Origin of the sequence: Actinomadura craniellae (assembly GCF_003289645.1) — a bacterium.
Lineage (GTDB): Bacteria > Actinomycetota > Actinomycetes > Streptosporangiales > Streptosporangiaceae > Actinomadura_D > Actinomadura_D craniellae.
The window spans coordinates 150,649-169,657 of the sequence record NZ_QLYX01000005.1 but is presented as its reverse complement, the minus strand read 5'-3'; the positions used below and the strand labels follow the sequence as shown (position 1 = coordinate 169,657).

Annotated in this window: 21 protein-coding genes; 12 read left to right on the top strand and 9 right to left on the bottom strand. The window is 73.6% G+C overall.

The window, feature by feature from the left end; all coding sequences use genetic code 11:
* Window positions 1-86: 86 nt before the first annotated feature.
* Both DPM19_RS13015 and DPM19_RS13010 read right to left on the bottom strand, forming a co-directional pair.
* On the bottom strand, window positions 87-995 hold the full coding sequence (locus tag DPM19_RS13015) for a diacylglycerol/lipid kinase family protein (protein ID WP_111866804.1): 909 nt from the start codon (window positions 993-995) through the stop codon (window positions 87-89).
* A complete protein-coding gene (locus tag DPM19_RS13010; RefSeq protein ID WP_199485083.1) occupies window positions 992-2,578 on the bottom strand; it encodes an FAD-binding oxidoreductase in 1,587 nt (528 codons plus the stop codon). The genes DPM19_RS13015 and DPM19_RS13010 overlap by 4 nt, the downstream gene beginning before the upstream one ends.
* A gap of 74 nt (window positions 2,579-2,652) precedes the next feature.
* On the opposite strand from DPM19_RS13010, the gene DPM19_RS13005 reads away from it, so the two are divergent.
* The 3 genes from DPM19_RS13005 to DPM19_RS12995 all read left to right on the top strand — a co-directional run bounded on the left by DPM19_RS13005 (window position 2,653) and on the right by DPM19_RS12995 (window position 5,870).
* The gene (locus DPM19_RS13005) at window positions 2,653-3,252 is read left to right on the top strand and encodes a TetR/AcrR family transcriptional regulator (RefSeq protein ID WP_111866799.1); all 600 of its coding nucleotides are present in this window, start codon (window positions 2,653-2,655) and stop codon (window positions 3,250-3,252) included.
* 25 nt (window positions 3,253-3,277) lie between these two features.
* On the top strand, window positions 3,278-4,813 hold the full coding sequence (locus DPM19_RS13000; RefSeq protein WP_111866796.1) for a glycerol-3-phosphate dehydrogenase/oxidase: 1,536 nt from the start codon (window positions 3,278-3,280) through the stop codon (window positions 4,811-4,813).
* Between the two features lie 115 nt (window positions 4,814-4,928).
* Window positions 4,929-5,870 carry a DUF5996 family protein gene (locus DPM19_RS12995; protein WP_111866793.1) on the top strand — a complete coding sequence of 314 codons (942 nt, stop codon included), beginning with the start codon at window positions 4,929-4,931 and terminating at the stop codon, window positions 5,868-5,870.
* A 237-nt stretch (window positions 5,871-6,107) separates the two neighbouring features.
* Here the strand turns inward: DPM19_RS12995 and DPM19_RS12990 are convergent, their stop codons facing one another.
* Window positions 6,108-7,580, bottom strand: a complete 1,473-nt coding sequence (locus tag DPM19_RS12990; protein ID WP_111866791.1) for an MFS transporter — start codon at window positions 7,578-7,580, stop codon at window positions 6,108-6,110.
* Window positions 7,581-7,763: 183 nt separating this feature from the next.
* Here DPM19_RS12990 and DPM19_RS12985 point away from each other — a divergent pair, with 183 nt between their 5' ends.
* On the top strand, window positions 7,764-8,297 hold the full coding sequence (locus DPM19_RS12985; RefSeq protein ID WP_111866788.1) for an RNA polymerase sigma factor: 534 nt from the start codon (window positions 7,764-7,766) through the stop codon (window positions 8,295-8,297).
* Window positions 8,294-8,785 (top strand): transmembrane transport protein, encoded by a 492-nt coding sequence (locus DPM19_RS12980; RefSeq protein WP_199485059.1) that lies wholly within the window; start codon window positions 8,294-8,296, stop codon window positions 8,783-8,785. Before DPM19_RS12985 ends, DPM19_RS12980 begins: the two co-directional genes overlap by 4 nt.
* 39 nt (window positions 8,786-8,824) lie before the next feature.
* Here DPM19_RS12980 and DPM19_RS12975 read toward each other — a convergent pair whose 3' ends face one another.
* Window positions 8,825-9,373: a DUF6939 family protein gene (locus tag DPM19_RS12975; RefSeq protein ID WP_111866786.1), complete on the bottom strand. Its 549-nt coding sequence runs from the start codon at window positions 9,371-9,373 to the stop codon at window positions 8,825-8,827.
* Between the two features lie 108 nt (window positions 9,374-9,481).
* Between DPM19_RS12975 and DPM19_RS37070 the strand changes: the two genes are divergently transcribed.
* The 5 genes from DPM19_RS37070 (at window position 9,482) to DPM19_RS12950 (ending at window position 13,291) form a co-directional block, all read left to right on the top strand.
* Window positions 9,482-9,559: a putative leader peptide gene (locus DPM19_RS37070; RefSeq protein WP_407642530.1), complete on the top strand. Its 78-nt coding sequence runs from the start codon at window positions 9,482-9,484 to the stop codon at window positions 9,557-9,559.
* 64 nt (window positions 9,560-9,623) lie between these two features.
* A complete protein-coding gene (locus tag DPM19_RS12965; protein ID WP_111866784.1) occupies window positions 9,624-10,445 on the top strand; it encodes an ABC transporter permease in 822 nt (273 codons plus the stop codon).
* Entirely contained in the window at window positions 10,418-11,140 is a 723-nt protein-coding gene (locus DPM19_RS12960) for an ABC transporter ATP-binding protein (protein WP_111866781.1), read from the top strand. Before DPM19_RS12965 ends, DPM19_RS12960 begins: the two co-directional genes overlap by 28 nt.
* The gene (locus DPM19_RS12955; protein WP_111866778.1) at window positions 11,137-12,129 is read left to right on the top strand and encodes an ABC transporter substrate-binding protein; all 993 of its coding nucleotides are present in this window, start codon (window positions 11,137-11,139) and stop codon (window positions 12,127-12,129) included. Before DPM19_RS12960 ends, DPM19_RS12955 begins: the two co-directional genes overlap by 4 nt.
* Before the next feature lie 13 nt (window positions 12,130-12,142).
* Complete coding sequence (locus tag DPM19_RS12950; RefSeq protein WP_111866776.1) at window positions 12,143-13,291, top strand: LLM class flavin-dependent oxidoreductase; 1,149 nt, start codon at window positions 12,143-12,145, stop codon at window positions 13,289-13,291.
* Between the two features lie 229 nt (window positions 13,292-13,520).
* On the opposite strand, the gene DPM19_RS12945 is transcribed toward DPM19_RS12950, so the two are convergent.
* The 3 genes from DPM19_RS12945 to DPM19_RS12935 are packed head-to-tail and all read right to left on the bottom strand — an operon-like array spanning window position 13,521 to window position 14,868.
* Entirely contained in the window at window positions 13,521-14,024 is a 504-nt protein-coding gene (locus tag DPM19_RS12945) for an NADPH-dependent FMN reductase (RefSeq protein WP_111867462.1), read from the bottom strand.
* Entirely contained in the window at window positions 14,012-14,416 is a 405-nt protein-coding gene (locus DPM19_RS12940; RefSeq protein ID WP_199485058.1) for a rhodanese-like domain-containing protein, read from the bottom strand. Before DPM19_RS12940 ends, DPM19_RS12945 begins: the two co-directional genes overlap by 13 nt.
* On the bottom strand, window positions 14,413-14,868 hold the full coding sequence (locus DPM19_RS12935) for a cysteine dioxygenase (RefSeq protein WP_111866770.1): 456 nt from the start codon (window positions 14,866-14,868) through the stop codon (window positions 14,413-14,415). Before DPM19_RS12935 ends, DPM19_RS12940 begins: the two co-directional genes overlap by 4 nt.
* Before the next feature lie 373 nt (window positions 14,869-15,241).
* Between DPM19_RS12935 and DPM19_RS12930 the strand changes: the two genes are divergently transcribed.
* Window positions 15,242-15,649 carry a DUF7144 family membrane protein gene (locus tag DPM19_RS12930; RefSeq protein ID WP_111866767.1) on the top strand — a complete coding sequence of 136 codons (408 nt, stop codon included), beginning with the start codon at window positions 15,242-15,244 and terminating at the stop codon, window positions 15,647-15,649.
* A 67-nt stretch (window positions 15,650-15,716) separates the two neighbouring features.
* On the opposite strand, the gene DPM19_RS12925 is transcribed toward DPM19_RS12930, so the two are convergent.
* Window positions 15,717-16,742, bottom strand: coding sequence for a phosphotransferase family protein (locus tag DPM19_RS12925; protein ID WP_111866765.1), 1,026 nt, complete (start codon window positions 16,740-16,742; stop codon window positions 15,717-15,719).
* Window positions 16,739-18,046 carry an acyl-CoA dehydrogenase family protein gene (locus DPM19_RS12920; RefSeq protein ID WP_111866762.1) on the bottom strand — a complete coding sequence of 436 codons (1,308 nt, stop codon included), beginning with the start codon at window positions 18,044-18,046 and terminating at the stop codon, window positions 16,739-16,741. The genes DPM19_RS12925 and DPM19_RS12920 overlap by 4 nt, the downstream gene beginning before the upstream one ends.
* A gap of 59 nt (window positions 18,047-18,105) precedes the next feature.
* Between DPM19_RS12920 and DPM19_RS12915 the strand changes: the two genes are divergently transcribed.
* Window positions 18,106-18,759, top strand: coding sequence for a TetR/AcrR family transcriptional regulator (locus tag DPM19_RS12915; protein WP_111866759.1), 654 nt, complete (start codon window positions 18,106-18,108; stop codon window positions 18,757-18,759).
* Window positions 18,760-19,009 lie beyond the last annotated feature (250 nt).

Genomic DNA, 19,009 nt, shown 5'->3' with positions numbered 1-19,009 from the left:
CATGGACATCGCCTTCCGGCCCTCCCGGAACAGTCCGGCGCATCGCCGCGGCCCCGGCACCGAACCGATCGAGTACTACCGCCCCGTCATCCCGGTTCCCCGACCGGCGGCGGGGGTTCGCACAGGACGTTCAGTGCGCCCGGCAGGACCCGGGCGGTCACCGGCAGGGTGCCGCCCACCTCGCCGTCCGCCCCGTAGCGGAGGTCCCGGTCGGCCGCGATCGTGATCTCCCTGCCGCGCAGGGTCTCCACCTGCGGCCGGTTGACGTGCGTCCCCCGCTTGAGCTCGTTCATCACCGCGAAGAACAGCGGCCGGGGGACCGCGCGGATCACGACGACGTCCAGCAGCCCGTCGTCCACCCGTGCGGCGGGGGCGATCCGCCGGCCGAAGCCGTAGTAACCGGAGTTGGCCGCCACCACCGTGTAGGCGCGCCGCTCGTACACCTGCCCGTCCACGGTGATCTGGTAGGCGGCGGGTCGCCAGGTCGCGACGGCGCGCATCCCGCCCACGTAGTAGGAGGCGCCGCCGCGCAGCAGCCGGGACCGGTTGGCGTAGTGGTTGGCCAGCGCGTCGACCCCGGCGTAGACGCTGCCCAGCACCGGCACGCCGGGATGCCGGGCCGAGGTCAGCTCGATCGCATCGATCCGCCGCGGCTCGGCGCCCAGCAGCAGGGCCGCCAGCTCCGCGGGGTGGTCGGGCAGCCCGAGCGCCCGGGCGAAGTCGTTGCCGCGCCCGGCCGGGACGATCCCGAAGACCGCCTCCGTGCCGGCCAGCGCACCGCCCACGCAGCCGACCATGCCGTCCCCGCCGACCCCGAGCACCACCCGCCCCCGCTCGGCCGCCCGCCGCGCCACCTCCCGGGCATGCTCCAGCCCGCGGCTCGGCTCGACCTCGACCTCGGCGCCGGCCGCGCGCAGCAGCCGGGCCAGCGCGTCCACGGTGCCGGTGGAACCGCCCGCCGCCGGGTTGACGACGGCGGTGAAGCGCCGCGTCACCGGTCCGGGGGGACGAGGACGCCCGGGTTGAGGATCCCCGCCGGGTCGAGCGCGCCCTTCACGGCACGCATGATCTTCACGCCGAGCGGGCCGATCTCCTCGGCGTACCAGTCGCGGTGGTCGGTGCCCACCCCGTGGTGGTGGCTGATCGTGCCGCCCGCCGCGATGATCGCGTCGTTGGCGGCCCGCTTGACCGGGGCCCAGTGCGCGACCGGGTCCGCGCCCTGGGCCGAGACGACGGTGAAGTAGAGCGAGGCCCCGGCCGGGTAGACGTGCGAGATGTGGCACATCACCAGCGGCGGGGTGCCCGCCGCGGTGAGGGAGGTGGTGAGCGCCGTGCGGACCGATTCGTACAGCGTGGGGACGCCCGACCAGAAGGCCGCGGTCTCCAGCGTCTCGACGAACGCCCCGGCGTCCAGCAGGGAGTCGCGCAGGTACGGCGCGGTGTACCGGCCGCGCGCCCAGCTCTCCCCCGGCCCGGCGTCGAGGAACTCGCCGCCGTGCTCGCGGAGCGTGGCGTGCGAGCGGAACAGCCGGTCGGCCACCTCGATCTGGGGGCCCTCGAAGCCCACGATCGCCAGGCAGCCGGCCGACCGCGGGCCACTGCCGAGGGAGTCGGGTTTGGCCAGGCCGACCATCGTCTCGGCCTCGTCCGACAGCCGCAGCACGGTCGGCAGCGGGCCGTCCTGGGCGAGCCGGCGCAGCGCCGCCGTCCCCGCCTCGAAGGACGCGAACCGCCAGCCCTCGTAGCTCCTGGTCTCCGGCAGCGGGCGCACCCGCACGGTCACCGAGGTGATCACGCCGAACGCGCCCTCGGAGCCGAGCACGAGCTGGCGCAGGTCGGGGCCGGCCGCCGAGCGCGGCGCGCGGCCCACCTCCAGCGTGCCCTCCGGGGTTGCCACGGTCAGGCAGAGGACCATCTCGTCGAACCGGCCGTAGCCGGCCGACGCCTGGCCGCTGGACCGGGCCGCGGCGAACCCGCCGACGCTGGCCCACTCGTAGGACTGGGGGAAGTGGCCGAGGGTGAAGCCCTGCTCGTTCAGCAGGGCCTCCGCCTGCGGGGCGCGCAGCCCGGGCTGGAGCGTCGCCGTGCGCGACACCGGGTCGAGGGTGATGAGCCGGTTCATCCGGCGCAGGTCCAGGGCGACGAACCGGCCGGCGTGCTGCGGGGCCAGCCCGCCGACCACGGAGGTTCCGCCGCCGAACGGGACGACGGCGACGCCGTACTCGGCGCAGGTCCGCAGCACGGCCAGTACCTCGTCGTGCCGGCCCGGCAGGACGACGGCGTCCGGCGCGTCGGAGACCTCGCCGGTGCGGATGCGCAGCAGGTCGGGGGTGGACTTCCCGCGGGTGTGCCGGATCCGGCTCTCGGCGTCGGTCCGGACGTGGGCCGCGCCGCCCACCGCCAGGGTGATCGCGTTGCGGGCCGCCCCGGTCAGCCGGGACGGGGGGACGGTGATGTCGGCCAGCCCGACCGGCGGGGTGTCGAGGGGCCGTACCCCGAGCAGGTCGCGCAGCAGCCCGACCACCGGCTCGGGCAACGGTGCCGCCCTGGCCGGATCTCCCCAGCCGCTCCACGACATGTCCATGGAATGGCCCCCTTTGGCCGCCGAACCATCAGAGCATGTTGCGCCCTTTGTGCTTTACACTGTGACACATGGCGTCCAATCGACACAACAGGATCGACGCCGACGCCGTGCTCGACGCGGCCCGTGACAGCATCCTGGCCGTGGGCGTCCGCCGCACCACCCTGACCGACGTGGCGCGCCGGGCCGGCGTCTCCCGGATGAGCATTTACCGCCGCTGGCCCGACGTGCGCACCCTGTTCCGCGAGCTGATGACGCGGGAATGGCTCGCCGTCGCGACCGAGACGATGGCCGGCGCCGACGGCACCCGCCCGGTCCGCGACCAGCTGATCGACGGGATCGTGGTCGGGGTGCGCGGGTTCCGCGAGCACCCGCTCTTCCTCAAGATCGTGGACGTCGACCCCGAACTGCTGCTGCCGTACATGCTGAACCGGCTGGGCGCCAGCCAGGAGGGCCTGCTGAAGTTCATCGAGGCCATCCTGCGCAACGGCCACGCCGACGGCTCGGTGCGGGTGGAGCACGCCCCCCGGCAGGCCCGCACGGTGCTGCTCGTCGCGCAGTCCTTCACCTTCTCGCTGCGCACCGTGACCGACGAGGACGACCCCGAACTCACCGCCCGGGCCTTCTACCAGGAACTGCACGACTTCCTGGACCGGGCCCTCGCGCCGTGACCGGCCGCCGGAAGGGGCGCGCGCCATGGACTTCTCGCTGACCGCCGCCCGCCGGGCCGCGGACCTGGACCTGCTGGCCGGCGGTACCACCGTCGACGTGCTCGTCGTCGGCCTCGGCGCGACCGGGGCCGGAGCGGCCCTCGACGCCGCCGCCCGGGGCCTGTCGGTCGCCGCGATCGACGCCCACGACCTCGCCTTCGGCACCTCCCGGTGGAGCTCCAAACTGATCCACGGCGGGCTGCGCTACCTCGCCTCAGGCCAGGTCGGCATCGCCCGCGAGAGCGCGGTCGAGCGCGGGATCCTGATGGAGCGCACCGCCCCGCACCTGGTGCGCGCGCTGCCGTTCGTGCTGCCGCTCACCCCGCGCACCTCCCGCCGCGCGGGCGCCCTGCTGCGGGCCGGGCTCGGCGGCGGCGACCTGCTCCGGGTCTCGGCCGGCACCGCCCACCGGACGCTGCCCGGCCCCCGCCGGCTGTCCGCGGCCGGGGCCCTGCGGCTGTCCCCCGGGCTGCGCGCGGACGGGCTGCGCGGCGGCCTACTGTCCTGGGACGGGCAACTGTCCGACGACGCCCGGCTGGTGATCGCCCTCGCCCGCACCGCCGCCGGGTACGGAGCCCGGATCCTCACCCGGGTCCGCGCCCTGTCCCTCACCGGCTCGGGCGCGACCGCCCAGGACGAACTGACCGGCGAGCGGTTCGACCTCCGGGCCCGCACGGTGATCAACGCTGCCGGGGTGTGGGCCGGCGGCCTGGTGGACGGGGTCACGCTGCGCCCCTCCCGCGGCACCCACCTGGTGCTGCGGGCCGCGGCCCTCGGCGACCCGCTCGCCGGGACGCACCTGCCCATCCCCGGCGAGCCCGGCCGGTTCGCGCTGGTCCTGCCGCAGGGGGACGGCCGGGTGTACGTCGGCCTGACCGACGAGCCGGTGGACGGCCCGATTCCGGACGTCCCCGAGGCGCCCGAGTCCGACATCGGCTTCCTGCTCGACGTCCTCAACGCTGCGCTGGAGACCCCCGTGCGCCGCTCCGACGTGATCGGCGCCTTCGCCGGGCTGCGCCCCCTGCTCGACCGGCCCGGCGGCTCCGACCGCACGGCGGACCTCTCCCGGCGGCACGCCGTGCTGACCTCGGCCGACGGGGTCGTCACGGTCGTCGGCGGCAAGCTCACCACCTACCGCCGGATGGCCCAGGACGCGGTGGACGCGGCCGTCACCGCCCGGAACCTGCCGGCCGGGCCAGGTCGGACCGCCCGGCTCCCGCTTGTCGGGACCGCGCCGCGCCGGGCCCTGGCCTGGATCGACGCCCCGCCCCGGCTGGTCCGCCGGTACGGCGTCGAGGCGCCGGCCGTGCGCGCCCTCGGCGCCGCCGACCCCGCGCTGCGGGAACCGATCGTCCCCGGCCACCCGGTCACCGGCGCCGAACTCGTCTGGGCCGTCCGGCACGAGGGCGCGCTGGACGAGTCGGACCTGCTGGACCGCCGCACCCGGCTCGGCCTGGTCCGCACGGACCGGGAGGCCGCCCTGGACGCCGCCCGTGCCGCGCTGGCCCGCGCGATCCCGTAGCCGCACCCTGGAGCCCCGCCGGCTGTCCGCGGGTCTCGTCGTCCGCTCAGCGGGCAGGGGGATTCCTGGGCCCCGGCCGCCGGTTCCGGGGCGCGCCGAACACGGGGGTCTCGCCATGGAACTGTTTCCGGCCATGCCGTTGGAGGAGTGGGCCGACACCAAGGAGACGCTGCACCGGTTCGCCCAGATCGTGGGCAAGATCAGGCTGGAGAAGAGCCAGCGCCGCAACCACTGGTGGCACGTCCCGTTCCATCTCACCGGGCGGGGCATCACCACCCGGCCGATGGGCGGGCTGGACGGGGACCCGCTGTTCTGCATCGACTTCGACTTCGTGGGCCACCTGCTGGTTGTCTCCGCGCTGGATGGGCGGACCGCCGCCCTGCCACTGGCCGGCCGGTCGGTCGCGGAGTTCCACCGCGACCTGTTCGCCGCGCTGGACTGGCTGGGCGTCGACGTGGAGATCCTCGGCAGGCCGTACGGCCTGCACGACGACATCCCGTTCGCCGAGGACACCGTGCACGCCGGTTATGACCCGGAGCAGGCCGGCCGCTACTGGCAGGTGCTGTCCCAGGTGGCGCAGGTCCTCGACCGCTACGCCGCCGGCTACTGCGGCAAGACCAGCCCGGTGCACCACTTCTGGCACACCCTCGACATCGCGGTCACCCGTTTCTCCGGCCGCGAGGCCGAGGTGGATCCCGGAGCCGACCAGGTCACCCGGGAGGCGTACTCGCGCGAGGTGATCAGCGCCGGGTTCTGGTTCGGCGACACGGCGATGCCGTGGCCGGCCTTCTACTCCTACACCGCCCCCGAGCCCGCGGGCCTGGCCGGGGAGCCGCTGGTCCCGGAGCGGGCCGCCTGGCTGAAGTCCCGGGGCGGCCACCTGGCGGTGCTGCGCTACGACGACGCGCGCTCGGCCGACGACCCCGTCCAGACGGTGGTGTCCTTCCTGGACAGCGCCTTCCTGGCGGGCGCCCGCCTGGCCCGGTGGGATCTGGGCTACCGGCGTTGCCCCGGCGGCGTGACCGACCCCGTGCTGCGGCCCGCCGTGGCCGGGTGAACCCGGCCACTCGGACCGCACCCGGTCCCGGTATCGCGCGGGACGGCGAGCCGGGTCCCGGCGATCATGCCGGCGGGGGCGCCGGATCCGGCCGGTCAGGCCGGCCGTCTTGGCTCCGCGACCGGGGTACGGGCGCTGTTCACCGCGCGCACCGGGGTGCGGGGAGCAGGTGCCGGGGAGGCGCGGCCGTCGTCCGCTGCTCCGCGCATACCGGGGTGCGAGCCTCAGCCCGGGCTATCAGCGGAGTCGCTTGGTGCCCTGTTCCGCGCGTTCCCGGGTGCAGGGGTCCTGGCAGGCCTGGTTGACGCCCGGTAGGGGGTGCGTCCGTACCCGTACGGTGCGGCGGACGGTGAACCAGGAGATCACCCCGCCGAGCGCGCACAGCACCGCGGAGATCATCATGGCCCGCCCGAACCCGTCCCCCAGCGGGCCGCCCCCGTTCATGTCCAGGCCGGCGAGCAGCGGGAGCACGGCCACGGCGAGCAGGTTCGCCAGCCGGGCGACCGCGTTGTTGGCGCCCGACGCCGCCCCCACATGCCCCTCGTCGACCGATGCGAGCACGGTCGACGTCAGCGGCGCCACGGTCAGGGCCATGCCGAGGCCGAAGACCAGCACGCCGGGCAGCACCCCGGCGACGTAGCCCGTCCCGGGGCGGGCGAGCATCATCAGTGCCAGGCCCAGCCCGGCCACCAGCGGCCCGGCGGTCATCAGCGGGCGGGCCCCGATGCGCTGGGCCAGCGCGCCCATCCGGCCGGACAGCGTCATCATGATGACGGTCATCGGCAGCGTGGCGAGCCCGGCCTCCAGCGCCGAGTAGCCCAGCGTGACCTGCAGTTGCAGGGTGAGCAGGAACAGGGCGCCGCCGAGCGCCGAGTACACGGCGAGCGTGGTCAGGTTCACCCCGACGAACTGGACCGAGCGCAGCAGCGCCGGGGGCAGCAGCGGGTTCGGCTGCCGGTGCTCGATCACCGGGAACAGCAGCAGCCCGGCGGCCCCCACGGCGGTCAGCACCACGTTGATCGGCGTCCAGCCGTGGCCGGGAACCTCGATCAGCGCGTAGATCGCGCCGCCCAGGCCGACGGTGGCGGCGAGCGCGCCGGGGTAGTCGAGCCGCCCGGCGGCGCGGGACCGGCTCTCGGGCACGTGCCGCAGGAGTACCAGCAGGGCGACCGCGGCCAGCGGCACGTTGATGTAGAACACCCAGCGCCAGGAGGCGGCGTCCACCAGCCAGCCGCCGATGAACGGGCCGAGTGCCGCGGCCACACCGGACAGCCCGGCCCACATGCCCACCGCGCGTCCCCGGTCCGCGCGGTCGATCGTGGCGTCGATCAGCGCGAGGCTGCCGGGGACCAGCAGTGCGCCGCCGACGCCCTGGAGCAGCCGGGCGGCGATCAGCGTGGCCGCGTTCGGTGCGAGCCCGCAGCCCAGCGACGCCAGCGTGAAGATCACCAGGCCGATCGCGAACACCCGCCGGCGGCCGTACCGGTCGCCGAGCGCCCCGCCGAGCAGGAGCAGCGCGCTCAGCGTCAGCAGGTAGCCGTCGAGCACCCACTGGAGCACCGAGAAGCCGCCGCCGACGCTCCGGCCGATGGCGGGCAGCGCGACGTTGACCACCGAGCTGTCCAGGAAGGCGATCCCCGAACCGAGCACGGTGGCGAGCACCACCCACCGTCCGGTCCTCGACGCCAGCCGTACGGGCACGTCCCCCATGGGCCCTTCCTCGCTGGTCGGCGCACGGCGGGTCGCGCTGTGGCGGGCCGTGCGGCATCGGACGGCGCAGGGACCGCATGTGGTATCGGTCCTGCTTACAAAGGACTTTATGTGGCGAGTTGTGCTGGATGAACCTTTCGGCCTCCGGCCCCGACTGTGCAGGTGAACGGACGAGGAGGCCGGATGGACGATACGGAGGAGACGGCGCTACTGGTGGTCCGCTGCCAGCTGGGCGAGCCCGAGGCGCTGGCCCGGCTGGTGCGGCGGTGGCACGTCCCGCTGTGGAACTACCTGCGGCGCATGGCGGACTCCACCGAGGCCGCCGACGACCTGGCCCAGGAGACCTGGATCGGGGTGATGCGCGGCCTGCCCCGGCTGCGCGAGCCCGACCGGTTCGCGCCGTGGCTGTTCACGATCGCGCGGCGGGCGCTGACGAACCGGCTGCGCGAGCAGTACGCGCGGGACGTCCCGCCGGCGGTGGAACCGGTCGAGACCGGCGCCGACGACCTGGTGATCGACCGGATCCGGTTGCTGGCCGGTCTCGCCGACCTGCCGCTGCTCGAACGGGAGGTCCTGGTCCTGTTCCATCTGGAGGACCTGTCGTTGCAGGAGTGCGCCGACGTCCTCGGGGTGCCGGTGGGCACCGTCAAGTCCCGGCTGTTCCGCGCCCGCCGGATGCTGCGGGCGATCCTGCTGGAGAAGGGATTCCACCCATGACCGATGACCGTTTCGAGGAGCCGACGCTGTCCGCCGAGGAGATGATCGCCCGGCTCGGCCCGACCGGCCGCCAGCGGCTGCGGTACGTGCTGCTGCTGCTCGCCGGCGCGGCGGGGGCGGTGCTCATCGCGTCCCTGTGGGCGACCGAGCCGGGCGGCCTGCCGCCACGCACCCACCTGGCGTTCGCCGCGCTCACCGCCGTCGGCCTCGGCTGGGCCGGCTTCGCCGGCTGGGCGCTGACCCGCCGCGGCCCGCTCTACGCCCGCGACCGGGTGATCGCCGCCCGGCTCGCCCTCGGCTTCGCCGCGGGCACCGCCGCCGGGACGGTCACGATCGCCGCCCAGCGCGGCGACGCCACCGCCGTGCTCACCGCGCTGGCGGCCGGGCTGGTCCTCGTCGCCGCGGCCGCGCTCGCGCTGCTGCACGCCCGAGCCCGCCGCACCGCCCTCCTCCGGCTGCGCGACGACCTGGAGAACCGCCGGAGCTGAACACGGCTCCGGCGGGGCGGCCCGTTTTCGGGCGCCCGTTCACGCCGGTGCGGGGGCGAGATGGTCGCGGATGAGAGCGGCGTGGGAGAGCGGGGTGGAGAGGTCGGCGACGTCGCCGTTGGTGGTGTAGTCGAGCAGGACGACGTCGCCCGCGGCGGCCAGCCGGGCCAACTCGGCGACGAGGTCGGCGACGCGGTGCTCCAGTACCCAGCGGTAGGCGGGCAGGTAGATCTGCCGGCGCGCCTCCTCGTACGGCAGCAGCGCCTCGCCGGCCAGGCCCGCCCGGTGGCCCAGCACCTCGCCATGCTTGCGGACGGTGCGTTTCAGTCCCCGCATCGAGGTGATCTCCAGCCGGGACGGGTCGACTCCGGTGGTCGCGAAGACCTTGAGCGCCTGCCAGACGCCCTCCACCGACTGGGCGGTGACGCCGGGGGAGAGCGGGACGGGGATCCCGCCGTGCGGGTAGAAGGGGCTGAACCGCACCCAGGGCTCGTCGGCCCGCGAGGTGACGTCCAGGATCAGCGCGCCCGGGTGGGCGGTCTCGATCGAGGCCCGCTTCCGCCGCCGACTCGCCACGTGAATCGCCATCTTCCGCCCTTCCGCCGGTAGGGGGCCAGCCTGCCGCAGGGCACCGACAATCCAAGTTGTCCATAAAACCTATTGATTAACTAGGGAATCTGTTGCACCCTGGGTGCCGTGAATCGTTCCGAATCCCTCGTCGCGCGCCTGCACGTCGACCTCCGGCGGCAGGCCAGCGCGCTCTGTCCGCGCTGATCGCGGTCCCCGCCACCGCCCGCCGACCTCCGTAGTAGATCCGATTCACCCCGAAGGACGTACCGTGTCCACCTCCTCCCTCGATCTGGCGCGCCCGCGCGCCCGGATCAGACTCCCCCGACCCCGCCTTCCCCGAGCGGGCGCGCGCCTGCTCAGCCCGCTGGTCCTGCTCGCGGTCTGGCAGCTCGCCGGCAGCACCGGGATCCTCCCCGACCGGCTGCTCGCCGCCCCCGACACGATCGCGGCCACCGCCGTGGAACTGATCCGCGACGGGACGCTGCCCGAGGCGATCGGCGTCTCCCTCCGGCGGGCACTGGTCGGCTTCGCCCTCGGCGCCGCGGTCGGGGTGGGCCTCGCCCTGGTCGCCGGGCTCAGCCGGTTCGGCGAGAACGCCCTCGACCCGCCGATGCAGATGCTGCGCGCGCTGCCGCTGTTCGGCCTGATCCCGCTGTTCATCCTCTGGTTCGGCATCGGCGAGACGCCCAAGGTCGCCATCGTGGCGTTCGGCGTGGCGTTCCCGCTCTACCTCAACACGTTCGCCGGCATCCGCGGGGTGGACGGGAAACTGGCCGAGGTCGGCCAGGTGCTGCGACTCGGCCGGGCCGCGCTGGTCCGCCACATCGTGCTGCCCGGCGCGCTGCCCCAGACGCTCGTCGGGCTACGGCAGAGCCTGGGCATCGCCTGGCTCGCGCTGATCGTGGCCGAGCAGATCAACGCCTCCTCGGGCCTCGGCTTCATGATCAACGACGCCCGCGAGTTCCTCCGCACCGACATCGTCGTGCTCGGCCTGCTGGTGTACGCCCTGCTCGGCCTGGTCACCGACGCGCTCGTCCGCTCCGCCGAGAGGAGGGCGCTCGCATGGCGACGCGGCTTTCTGGCCCGGTGACCCGGGTCGAGGGACTCACCCGGCGGTTCGGCGACCGCACCGTGCTGGACGGCGTCGACCTGGAGATCCGGCGGGGCGAGTTCGTCGCGCTGCTCGGCCGCAGCGGCTCCGGCAAGTCCACCCTGCTGCGCGCGCTGGCCGGGCTGGACTCCGGCACCGGCGGCCGGCTGGCGGTCGAGGGCACCGTGGCGGTGGCCTTCCAGGAACCCCGGCTGGTGCCCTGGAAGCGGGTCGCCGCCAACGTGGCCCTCGGGCTGGACGTCCCCGACCCGGCCGCCGCGGCCCGTGCCGCCCTGGCCGAGGTCGGGCTGGCCGACCACGGCCGGGCCTGGCCGCTGACCCTGTCCGGCGGGGAGGCCCAGCGCGCCTCGCTCGCCCGGGCCCTGGTCCGCCGGCCCGACCTGCTGCTGCTCGACGAGCCGTTCAGCGCGCTCGACGCGCTGACCCGGATCACCATCCACCGGCTCGTGCTCGAACTGTGGGCCAGGCACCGCCCCGGCATCCTGCTCGTCACCCACGACGTGGACGAGGCCCTGCTGCTGGCCGACCGCGTCCTCGTCCTGGCCGACGGCCGGATCACCCACGACTCCCGGGTGGACGTCGCCCGCCCCCGGCACCGCGACCACCCCGAACTGCTCGCCCTGCGCGCCGCCCTGCTCACCGCGCTCGGCGTCACCCCCGAGGAAACGCCATGATCAAACGCTTGACCGCCCTGCTCGCCGCCCTCACGCTGACCGCCGCCGCGTGCGGTGGGACGGACGGCGCGAGCAACGCGGCGATCGGCCCCGACGGCAAGGTCGACCTGAGCAAGGTGACCCTGCGCATCGGGGACCAGAAGGGCGCCAGCATCCAGGCCCTGCTCGCGGCGGCCGGCCAGCTCGGCGGCACCCAGTACAAGATCAGCTGGTCGCTGTTCACCTCGGGGCCGCCCATCCTGGAGGCGATCAACGCGGGCGCCGTGGACTTCGGCGCGGTGGGCAACACCCCGCCGGTCTTCGCCGCCGCCGCCCGCTCCCGGATCGTCATCGTCGGGGCCACCGAGCAGCGGCTGGACGGGCAGGCCGTCGTCGTCCCCGCCGGCTCCCCGCTCCGCTCGCCCACCGAGCTCAGGGGCAGGAAGGTGGCGGTCGCCAAGGGCAGCTCGGCCCACTACCACCTGCTGACCGTGCTGCAGAAGAACGAGCTGAGCTTCAAGGACATCCAGCCGCAGTTCCTCCAGCCCGCCGACGCCCTCGCCGCACTGACCGAACGGCGGGTGGACGCCTGGGCCGTCTGGGAGCCCTACACCGCCCAGGCCGAGCACCAGGCGAAGGCCCGGGTGCTGGCCGACGGCAACGGCTACACCAACGGCTACGGCTTCCAGGTCACCTCCCGCAAGGCGCTCGACGACCGGGCCCGGCGGGCCGCGCTGGCGGACTTCCTGAACCGCTACCGGCGCGCCCAGCTGTGGGTGAACGGCCACCAGAAGGAGTGGGCCGCGCTCTGGTCGAAGGAGACGGGGCTGCCCGTCCCGGTGGCGGAGCTGGCCGTCCGGCGCCGCCTCGCCAGGATCATCAAGATCGACGACGCCGTGGTCACCGAGGAGCAGCGGGTCGCCGACGCGTTCTCCGCCGCCGGGGTGCTGCCCGGCCGGGTGAGGTTCGCGGACTACTTCGACCGCCGTTTCAACGATTCCGTGCAGTGAGAGGCGCATCGAGATGACGCTCAAGTTCCACTGGTTCCTGCCGACCACCGGCGACGGCCGCACCCTCGTCGGCGGCGGCCACAGCGTCCCCAAGGGGGTGGGGGTGCCCGACGAGCGGCAGGGCAGCGCCAACCGGTTCCGCCCGCCGGACATCGACTACCTTGCGCAGATCGCCCGGTCGGCCGAGCAACTCGGCTTCGAGGCGGTGCTCACCCCGACCGGCACCTGGTGCGAGGACGCCTGGCTGGTCACCGCCGCGCTACTGCGGGAGACGTCCCGGCTGAAGTTTCTGGTCGCCTTCCGGCCCGGGCTGATCTCGCCGACGCTGGCCGCGCAGATGGCCGCCACCTACCAGCGGATCTCCCGCGGCCGGCTGGCGCTCAACGTGGTCACCGGCGGCGAGGCCACCGAGCAGGCCCGGTTCGGCGACCACCTGTCGCACGCCGAGCGGTACGCGCGCACGGACGAGTTCCTGTCCATCGTGCGGGGCGCCTGGGAAGGGCCGCTGGACTTCGCCGGCGACCACTACCAGGTGACGGGCGCCACCGTGGCGACCCCGCCCGAACCCCGGCCGGAACTCTACTTCGGGGGCTCGTCGGAGGCCGCCGGCCCGGTCGCGGCCCGGCACGTCGACGTCTACCTGACTTGGGGCGAGCCGCCGGCCCAGGTCGCCGCGAAGGTCGACTGGATCCGGAAGCTGGCCGAGGAGCGGGGCCGGACGCTGCGGTTCGGCATCCGGCTGCACACGATCAGCCGGGACAGCTCCAAGGCCGCCTGGGCCGAGGCCGGCCGGCTGCTCGACGACCTCGACCCCGCCCACATCGAGACCGCGCAGCGGGCACTGGCCGCCAGCGACTCGGTCGGGCAGCGGCGCATGCGGGCGTTGCACGAGGACTTCCGCGCCGGCGGCTCCTCGCACGACCTGGAGATCTCCCCCAACCTGTGGGCCGGGGTGGGGCTGGTCCGGGGCGGGGCCGGCACCGCCCTGGTGGGCAGCCACACCGAGGTCGCCGACCGGATCGAGGAGTACGCCGCGCTGGGCATCGAGGAGTTCATCCTCTCCGGCTACCCGCACCTGGAGGAGGCGTACTGGTTCGGCGAGGGCGTCCTCCCCGAGCTCCGCCGCCGGGGAACCGCCCCCCTCCTCCGCGCCACCGCCTGAGCCGAGCGAGCGAGCGGAGTGGGCCGTGCGGGACGAGCGGTCCGCCTGGCGAGCGAGGCATCGGTACCGCCTGAGCGAGCGAGGTGAGGTGCGGGCCGCGGGGGTGCGCGGCCCGCACCGCGCCGCCGAGTGGAAGGAGGTGATCGAAGGAACCTGAACGGCATCCTCCTCTGGTCACCCAAGTAGGAAAACGGGCCCCGGGCACATCGCCCGGGGCCCGTCGCGTTCTTCAGGCCGACTGCGCCGACCGGACCGGCCCGGCCAGTGCGGCGGCCACCTGGGGCGCCACCAGGTCGGCCCAGCGGCCGAGGGCCTCGCCGCCCGGGATGTCGGCTTCCAGCAGGGCCAGCCCCGGGGTGGGCACCGTGGCGCCCAGTTCCACCAGCAGGGGCCGGAAGTGCACCTCCACCGCCAGGGCGTGCCGCGCGTCGTGCATCACCAGCACCGGCAGGGCGACCGTGCCGGACAGCGCGCCCCGGGGGAAACCGTCGAAGAACGACTTGATCAGGCCGGTGTAGGTCCCCTTGAAGGTGGGGCTGGCCACCACCAGCAGGGACGCGGAGGTGACGATCTCCAGGGCGCCCTCCCGCTCGGCGGGCGGCGCGGAGAGGTCGACGACCGCACCCACTCCGGCGAGCCCGATCCGGGTCGCGACGGCCTGCGCGGCGTCGATTCCCACCTGCCTGGTCCGGGAGAGGGGCCGGGGGTTGCCCACCAGGGTCACGACGGCGATGGTGCCGCTCCCTTCACTGTGGGGAGGCCGGCGGCCTCCCATGCCTGGAACCCGCCGGCCACGTCGGTGGCCCCGGCCAGCCCGAGGTCCTGGAGCGACGCCGCCGCGAGGCTGGAGGTGTAGCCCTCCGAGCACAGCACGATGACGCGGAGGTCGTAGCCGGTGGCCTGGGGCAGCCGCGCGTCGGAGGCCGGGTCGAGCCGCCACTCCAGCACGTTGCGCTCCACCACCAGCGCCCCCGGGACCTCGCCTTCGGCGGCCCGCTGGGCGGCCGGCCGGATGTCCACGAGCAGCGCCCCCGCCGCGACCTCGGCCGCCGCGGCGGCCGGTTCCAGCCGGGCCAGCCGGTCCCGCGCCGCGGCCAGGATCTCGTCGATCGAGCGTCGTCTCACCACTGTTCGGCCTCTTCCTCGACGAGCTGGATCAGCTCTCCCTCGGTGGTCAGCTCGAACCGCCGCATCGTGCTCAGCGGCGGCGAGTACACGTGCACGCTGACGGCCGGGGCGGCGGAGGTGTTGCGCACCTCGTGCACGTGCTCGGCCCCGAACTCGCGCAGCTCTCCCGGCCCGAGCGTCCGGGACGCGCCCAGGTCCCGTTCCTCCAGGGAGCCCAGGGCGACCGCGAAGGCCCCCCGGGACCCGCCGTGGTCGTGGAGACCGGTCGACTGCCCCGGCAGCCAGCTGATCAGCCAGACCTCGTACTCCTCGTCCCGGTGCAGGCGCTCGTACCAGCGCCCCTCATTGCTCAGCCGCACCCGGGTCACCCATGCGTCGGGGTCGTCGGCCAGTGCCCGGGCGATCTCGCCGGGCCGGACGCGGGTCGGTGCGGACGTGTCGATGGTCATGCAGGTACCTGTTCTGGGTGGATCCGTCAGTTCACGAGCAGACGCGAACTCCCGGACACAGCGCGCTGGCCTGCCGCCGCAGGTCGACGTGCAGGCGGGCATGACGGGGACCGCCGAACCACATGCGAACAGGATGGAGCGAAATACCTACTAAGTCAATCTGAAAAGTTAACTTGACGGGGAGGCCACGATCGCGCGCAGCGAAGCATGGTGGGAACTTGACGCTTAGCCGCCCTTTTCTCCTGCTAAGTCCGGGTAAAAGCAAGGAAGGTGATCAACCCTCAGGGCCGCTCACCCCCCATCGAGGCCGCGCCCCGCAGCTTTGCACCACCGAGGTGCGGCGGGAGACACCGACCGAAAGGGGGAGAGCCACATGGCCACCTCATCGTCCACCCGCCGTCCCACGACCTCGGGCTGGCTCAGCTTCGCCGCCATCATCTTCCTGCTCATCGGCATCTACAACGTGATCAACGGCCTGGTGGGCATCTTCAAGAAGGCCTACTACGTGGTCACGGGCAACGAGGTCCTCATCTTCAACTTCACCGCCTGGGGCTGGACCTGGCTGATCGTCGGCATCATCCAGCTGGTCATCGCCTGGGGTCTCTTCACCGGCCAGACGTGGGCGCGCATGGCGGCCATCGTCCTGGCGGCGCTGGTGGCCATCGGCCACCTGCTGTTCCTGGCCGCCTTCCCGCTGTGGTCCATCGTCACCATCGCCCTGTGCGTCCTGGTCATCTACGCCCTGACGGTCCCGTCCAACCACCACACCGCCGCGGTCTGAGCCCCGCGCGAAGAGGCCGGCGCCGCAGGCGCCGGCCTCGTTCACCCGGAGATCCGATCGCGGCGGGTCACCGCCGGTAGTCGGTGCTTTCAGCCAGTTCGGCGGCCTGCTCGAACAGGGCCGGGACGAGGGGGCCGAACGCCTGCAGCCTGGGGTTGTCGCCGGCGCGCTGGAACCCCTGTTCCAGGACGACGCCGAGTTTCCACGACGCCAGCACGGTGTAGTAGTCGATGTCGTCCACCTGCCGGCCCGACACCTCGGAGTAGCGGGCCAGCAGCTGCGCCGGGGTCGGCATGTGCCGCAGGTCGACGTAGGTCGCGGTGGCCGCGCTGGGCGGGCTGGTGTCCTCGGGCCAGTTCTGTAGCATCCAGGCCAGGTCGAGCTTGGGGTCGCCGATCGTGCCCATCTCCCAGTCGACGATCGCCGCCAGCCGGGCGGGCGCGCCGTGGTGGTACATCACGTTGGCGAACTGGTAGTCGCCATGCATGATCCCCGGAACGTAGTCGAGCGGCCGGTGCTCGGACAGCCAGGCCCGGGCCTCGTCGTAGCCGTCCAGCCTGCGGCCGCCGGCCTTCTCGTAGAAGGACGTCCACCGGGCGACCTGACGCTCGTGGAAGCCGTCCGGGCGGCCCAGGTCGCCCAGGCCCCTGGCCCGCCAGTCGACCTTGGACAGCAGGGCGATGCTCTCGGCGAGCTGGTAGGCCAGCCCCCGCTTCGCCTCGACGTCGCCGGCGAACGGCTGTGGCCAGGCCCGGTCTCGCAGGCCCATCGGTGACCAGCCGTCGACGAAGCCCATCAGGTAGAAGGCGCGGCCGAGGACCGAGGTGTCCTCGCACAGCGCGATGGCCGCGACGTGCGGGACGTCGGTGCCGTCCAGCGCCTCGATGATCCGCCACTCCCGCACGATGCCCTTGTCCCGGGCCTCCGGCGCCCGCTCCGGCGGGATGCGCAGGGCGGCGCGCAGGTCGCCCCGGGAGACCTCGTAGATCTCGTTCTGGGCGCCGCCGGAGATGGCGCGGCACTCGATCGGTTCGCCCTTGCCGGCGAGGCCGGCCCGGTCCATCCAGGGGCCGAGGCGTGCGATGTCGATCACAGGTTTCCGGCCTCCATCTCCAGGTACTCGGCGTACTTGTCCCGGGCGGCCTGCAGGCGCGCCGGGATGTAGTGGTCGGGCCACAGCTCGTCCTTGCTGGGCTGGTGGTCCCGCAGCACCTGCCGGGCCACGGTCACCTTGTGGACCTCGGTCGGCCCGTCGGCGATGGCCATGACCTGCGCGCCCAGCATCATGTGGTGGAAGGGCATCTCGTTGGTGGTGCCCAGCGCGCCGTGGACCTGCATGGCCCGCTGCGCGATGTCGTGCAGGACGGTGGGCATGAGCGCCTTGATGGCCGAGATGTCCTTGCGCACCCTGCGGTAGTCGTTGTACTTGTCGATCTCCCACGCCGTGTACAGCACGAACAGCCTGAACTGCGTGAGCTGGGCGTAGGAGTCCGCGATGTACCCCTGGACGAACTGCTTGTCGGCCAGGAGAGTGCCCTGCGTCTTACGTGACAGCGCCCGCTCGCACATCATGTCGAGGGCCCGCCTGGCCAGGCCGATCGTCCGCATCGCGTGGTGGATGCGCCCGCCGCCCAGCCGGGTCTGCGCGATGACGAACGCCTGGCCCTCGCCGCCGAGCACGGCCTCGTCCGGGACGCGCACGTCCCGGTAGTGGATCAGGGCGTGGAACCCGTCGTCGAGCGGCTGCTCCCCGGCGAGCCCGACGTTGCGCACGATCTCGATGCCCGGCGTGTCGGCCGGCACCAGGAACATCGACATGCCCTGGTAGGCGTTGACGTCCGGGTCCGTCACCGCCATGACGATGAAGAAGGAAGCGGTCTTGGCGTTGGACGAAAAGTACTTCCACCCGTTGATGACCCACTCGTCACCGTCCCTGACGGCCCGGGTGGTGAACTCCTTGGGGTCGGCGCCGGCGTGCGGCTCGGTCATCGAGTAGCAGGAGAAGATCTCACCGTTGAGCAGCGGCTCCAGGTAGCGGTCCTTCTGCCCCTGCGTGCCGTAGTGGGCCAGGATCTCGGCGTTGCCGGTGTCGGGCGCGTGGCAGCCGAAGATGTGCGGCGCCCAGGGCGAGCGCCCGAGGATCTCGTTGAGCAGGGCCAGCTTGAGCTGCCCGTGCCCCCGGCCGCCCAGCTCGGGGCCGAGGTGAGTGGCCCACAACCCACGTGCCCTGACCTGCTCCTTCAGTGGATCGAGGACGGTCTTGAGCGCCTGGCTCGGCGGCACGAACTGCAGGTCGGGGGCGACCAGGTCGAGCGGTTCGATCTCCTCTCGGACGAACTGGTCGGCCCAGTCGAGCTGGGCCTGGTACTCGGGTTCGGTCTCGAAGTCCCACGGCATGGTGCTCCTCCTCCGGTCGTCTGGAGAACCTTCCGGTCGTATGAGAGAATAAGGTTCTGATGAAAAAGAACGCAATTCTTTCGGGTGACATAGCGGACCGGATCGCCCAGCAGGCCCTGTCCCGGCGCGGCGCGAGCTACGCCGCCGAGGTCCGGCGCCTGCTCGACGCCGCGCTGCAGGTCATGAGCGCCTGCGGTACCGCCACACGCCCCCGGGTCACCGACATCGTGACCGCCGCTGGCCTGTCCAACGACGCCTTCTACCGCTACTTCCCGTCGAAGGAAGCCCTGGTCACCGCACTGCTCGAGGACGGGGCCGACAGGCTCGGCAGCTACCTGGCCCACCAGATGGCCAAGGAGCCGGCACCCGAGGAACAGGTCCGGCGCTGGGTGGAAGGCGTGCTGACCCAGACCGACGAGAAGATCGCCACCACCACGCTGGCCGTCCTGTGGAACGCCGGCAGCAGCGGCGAGGGCCTGGCCGCGGGCCGCCACCCCGCCAGCGCCCCGCTGGCCACCCTGCTCCACGGCCCGTTCACCGCCCTGGGCAGCACCACCCCGGCCCTGGACGCGTCCCTGGCGGCCCACGCGGTCCTGGGCAGGCTGTCCGACCACCTCTGGCAGCGCACCACGCCGACCCCCGCCGAAGTCGAGCGCATGGTCACCTTCTGCCTGGCCGCGACGACCGTCCAACACCAGCCCGGCACCAACTGACACCTGGCGAACCGGCCCGCCCGGCCCGCCCGGCCCGGCCCGGCCCGGCCCAGCTCGGCCCGGCCGGCCCCGCTCAGCCCAGCTCGGCTTGGCCCGGCCCAGCTCAGCTCAGCTTGGCCCGGCCCGCCCGGCCCAGCTCTCGGCCCGGCCCAGCTCTCGGCCCGGCTTGGCCCGGCCCGGCCCAGCTCGGCCCGGCCCGCCCGGCCCAGCTCTCGACCCGGCCCGGCCCGCCCAGCTCGGCCCGGCTCGG

Coding starts and splice junctions, on each gene's coding strand:
- DPM19_RS13010 (WP_199485083.1), bottom strand. CDS start 2,578: ATGTCGTGGAGCGGCTGGGGAGATCCGGCCAGGGCGGCACCGTTGCCC.
- DPM19_RS13005 (WP_111866799.1), top strand. CDS start 2,653: ATGGCGTCCAATCGACACAACAGGATCGACGCCGACGCCGTGCTCGAC.
- DPM19_RS13000 (WP_111866796.1), top strand. CDS start 3,278: ATGGACTTCTCGCTGACCGCCGCCCGCCGGGCCGCGGACCTGGACCTG.
- DPM19_RS12995 (WP_111866793.1), top strand. CDS start 4,929: ATGGAACTGTTTCCGGCCATGCCGTTGGAGGAGTGGGCCGACACCAAG.
- DPM19_RS12990 (WP_111866791.1), bottom strand. CDS start 7,580: ATGGGGGACGTGCCCGTACGGCTGGCGTCGAGGACCGGACGGTGGGTG.
- DPM19_RS12985 (WP_111866788.1), top strand. CDS start 7,764: ATGGACGATACGGAGGAGACGGCGCTACTGGTGGTCCGCTGCCAGCTG.
- DPM19_RS12980 (WP_199485059.1), top strand. CDS start 8,294: ATGACCGATGACCGTTTCGAGGAGCCGACGCTGTCCGCCGAGGAGATG.
- DPM19_RS12975 (WP_111866786.1), bottom strand. CDS start 9,373: ATGGCGATTCACGTGGCGAGTCGGCGGCGGAAGCGGGCCTCGATCGAG.
- DPM19_RS12960 (WP_111866781.1), top strand. CDS start 10,418: ATGGCGACGCGGCTTTCTGGCCCGGTGACCCGGGTCGAGGGACTCACC.
- DPM19_RS12955 (WP_111866778.1), top strand. CDS start 11,137: ATGATCAAACGCTTGACCGCCCTGCTCGCCGCCCTCACGCTGACCGCC.
- DPM19_RS12950 (WP_111866776.1), top strand. CDS start 12,143: ATGACGCTCAAGTTCCACTGGTTCCTGCCGACCACCGGCGACGGCCGC.
- DPM19_RS12935 (WP_111866770.1), bottom strand. CDS start 14,868: ATGACCATCGACACGTCCGCACCGACCCGCGTCCGGCCCGGCGAGATC.
- DPM19_RS12930 (WP_111866767.1), top strand. CDS start 15,242: ATGGCCACCTCATCGTCCACCCGCCGTCCCACGACCTCGGGCTGGCTC.
- DPM19_RS12920 (WP_111866762.1), bottom strand. CDS start 18,046: ATGCCGTGGGACTTCGAGACCGAACCCGAGTACCAGGCCCAGCTCGAC.
- DPM19_RS12915 (WP_111866759.1), top strand. CDS start 18,106: ATGAAAAAGAACGCAATTCTTTCGGGTGACATAGCGGACCGGATCGCC.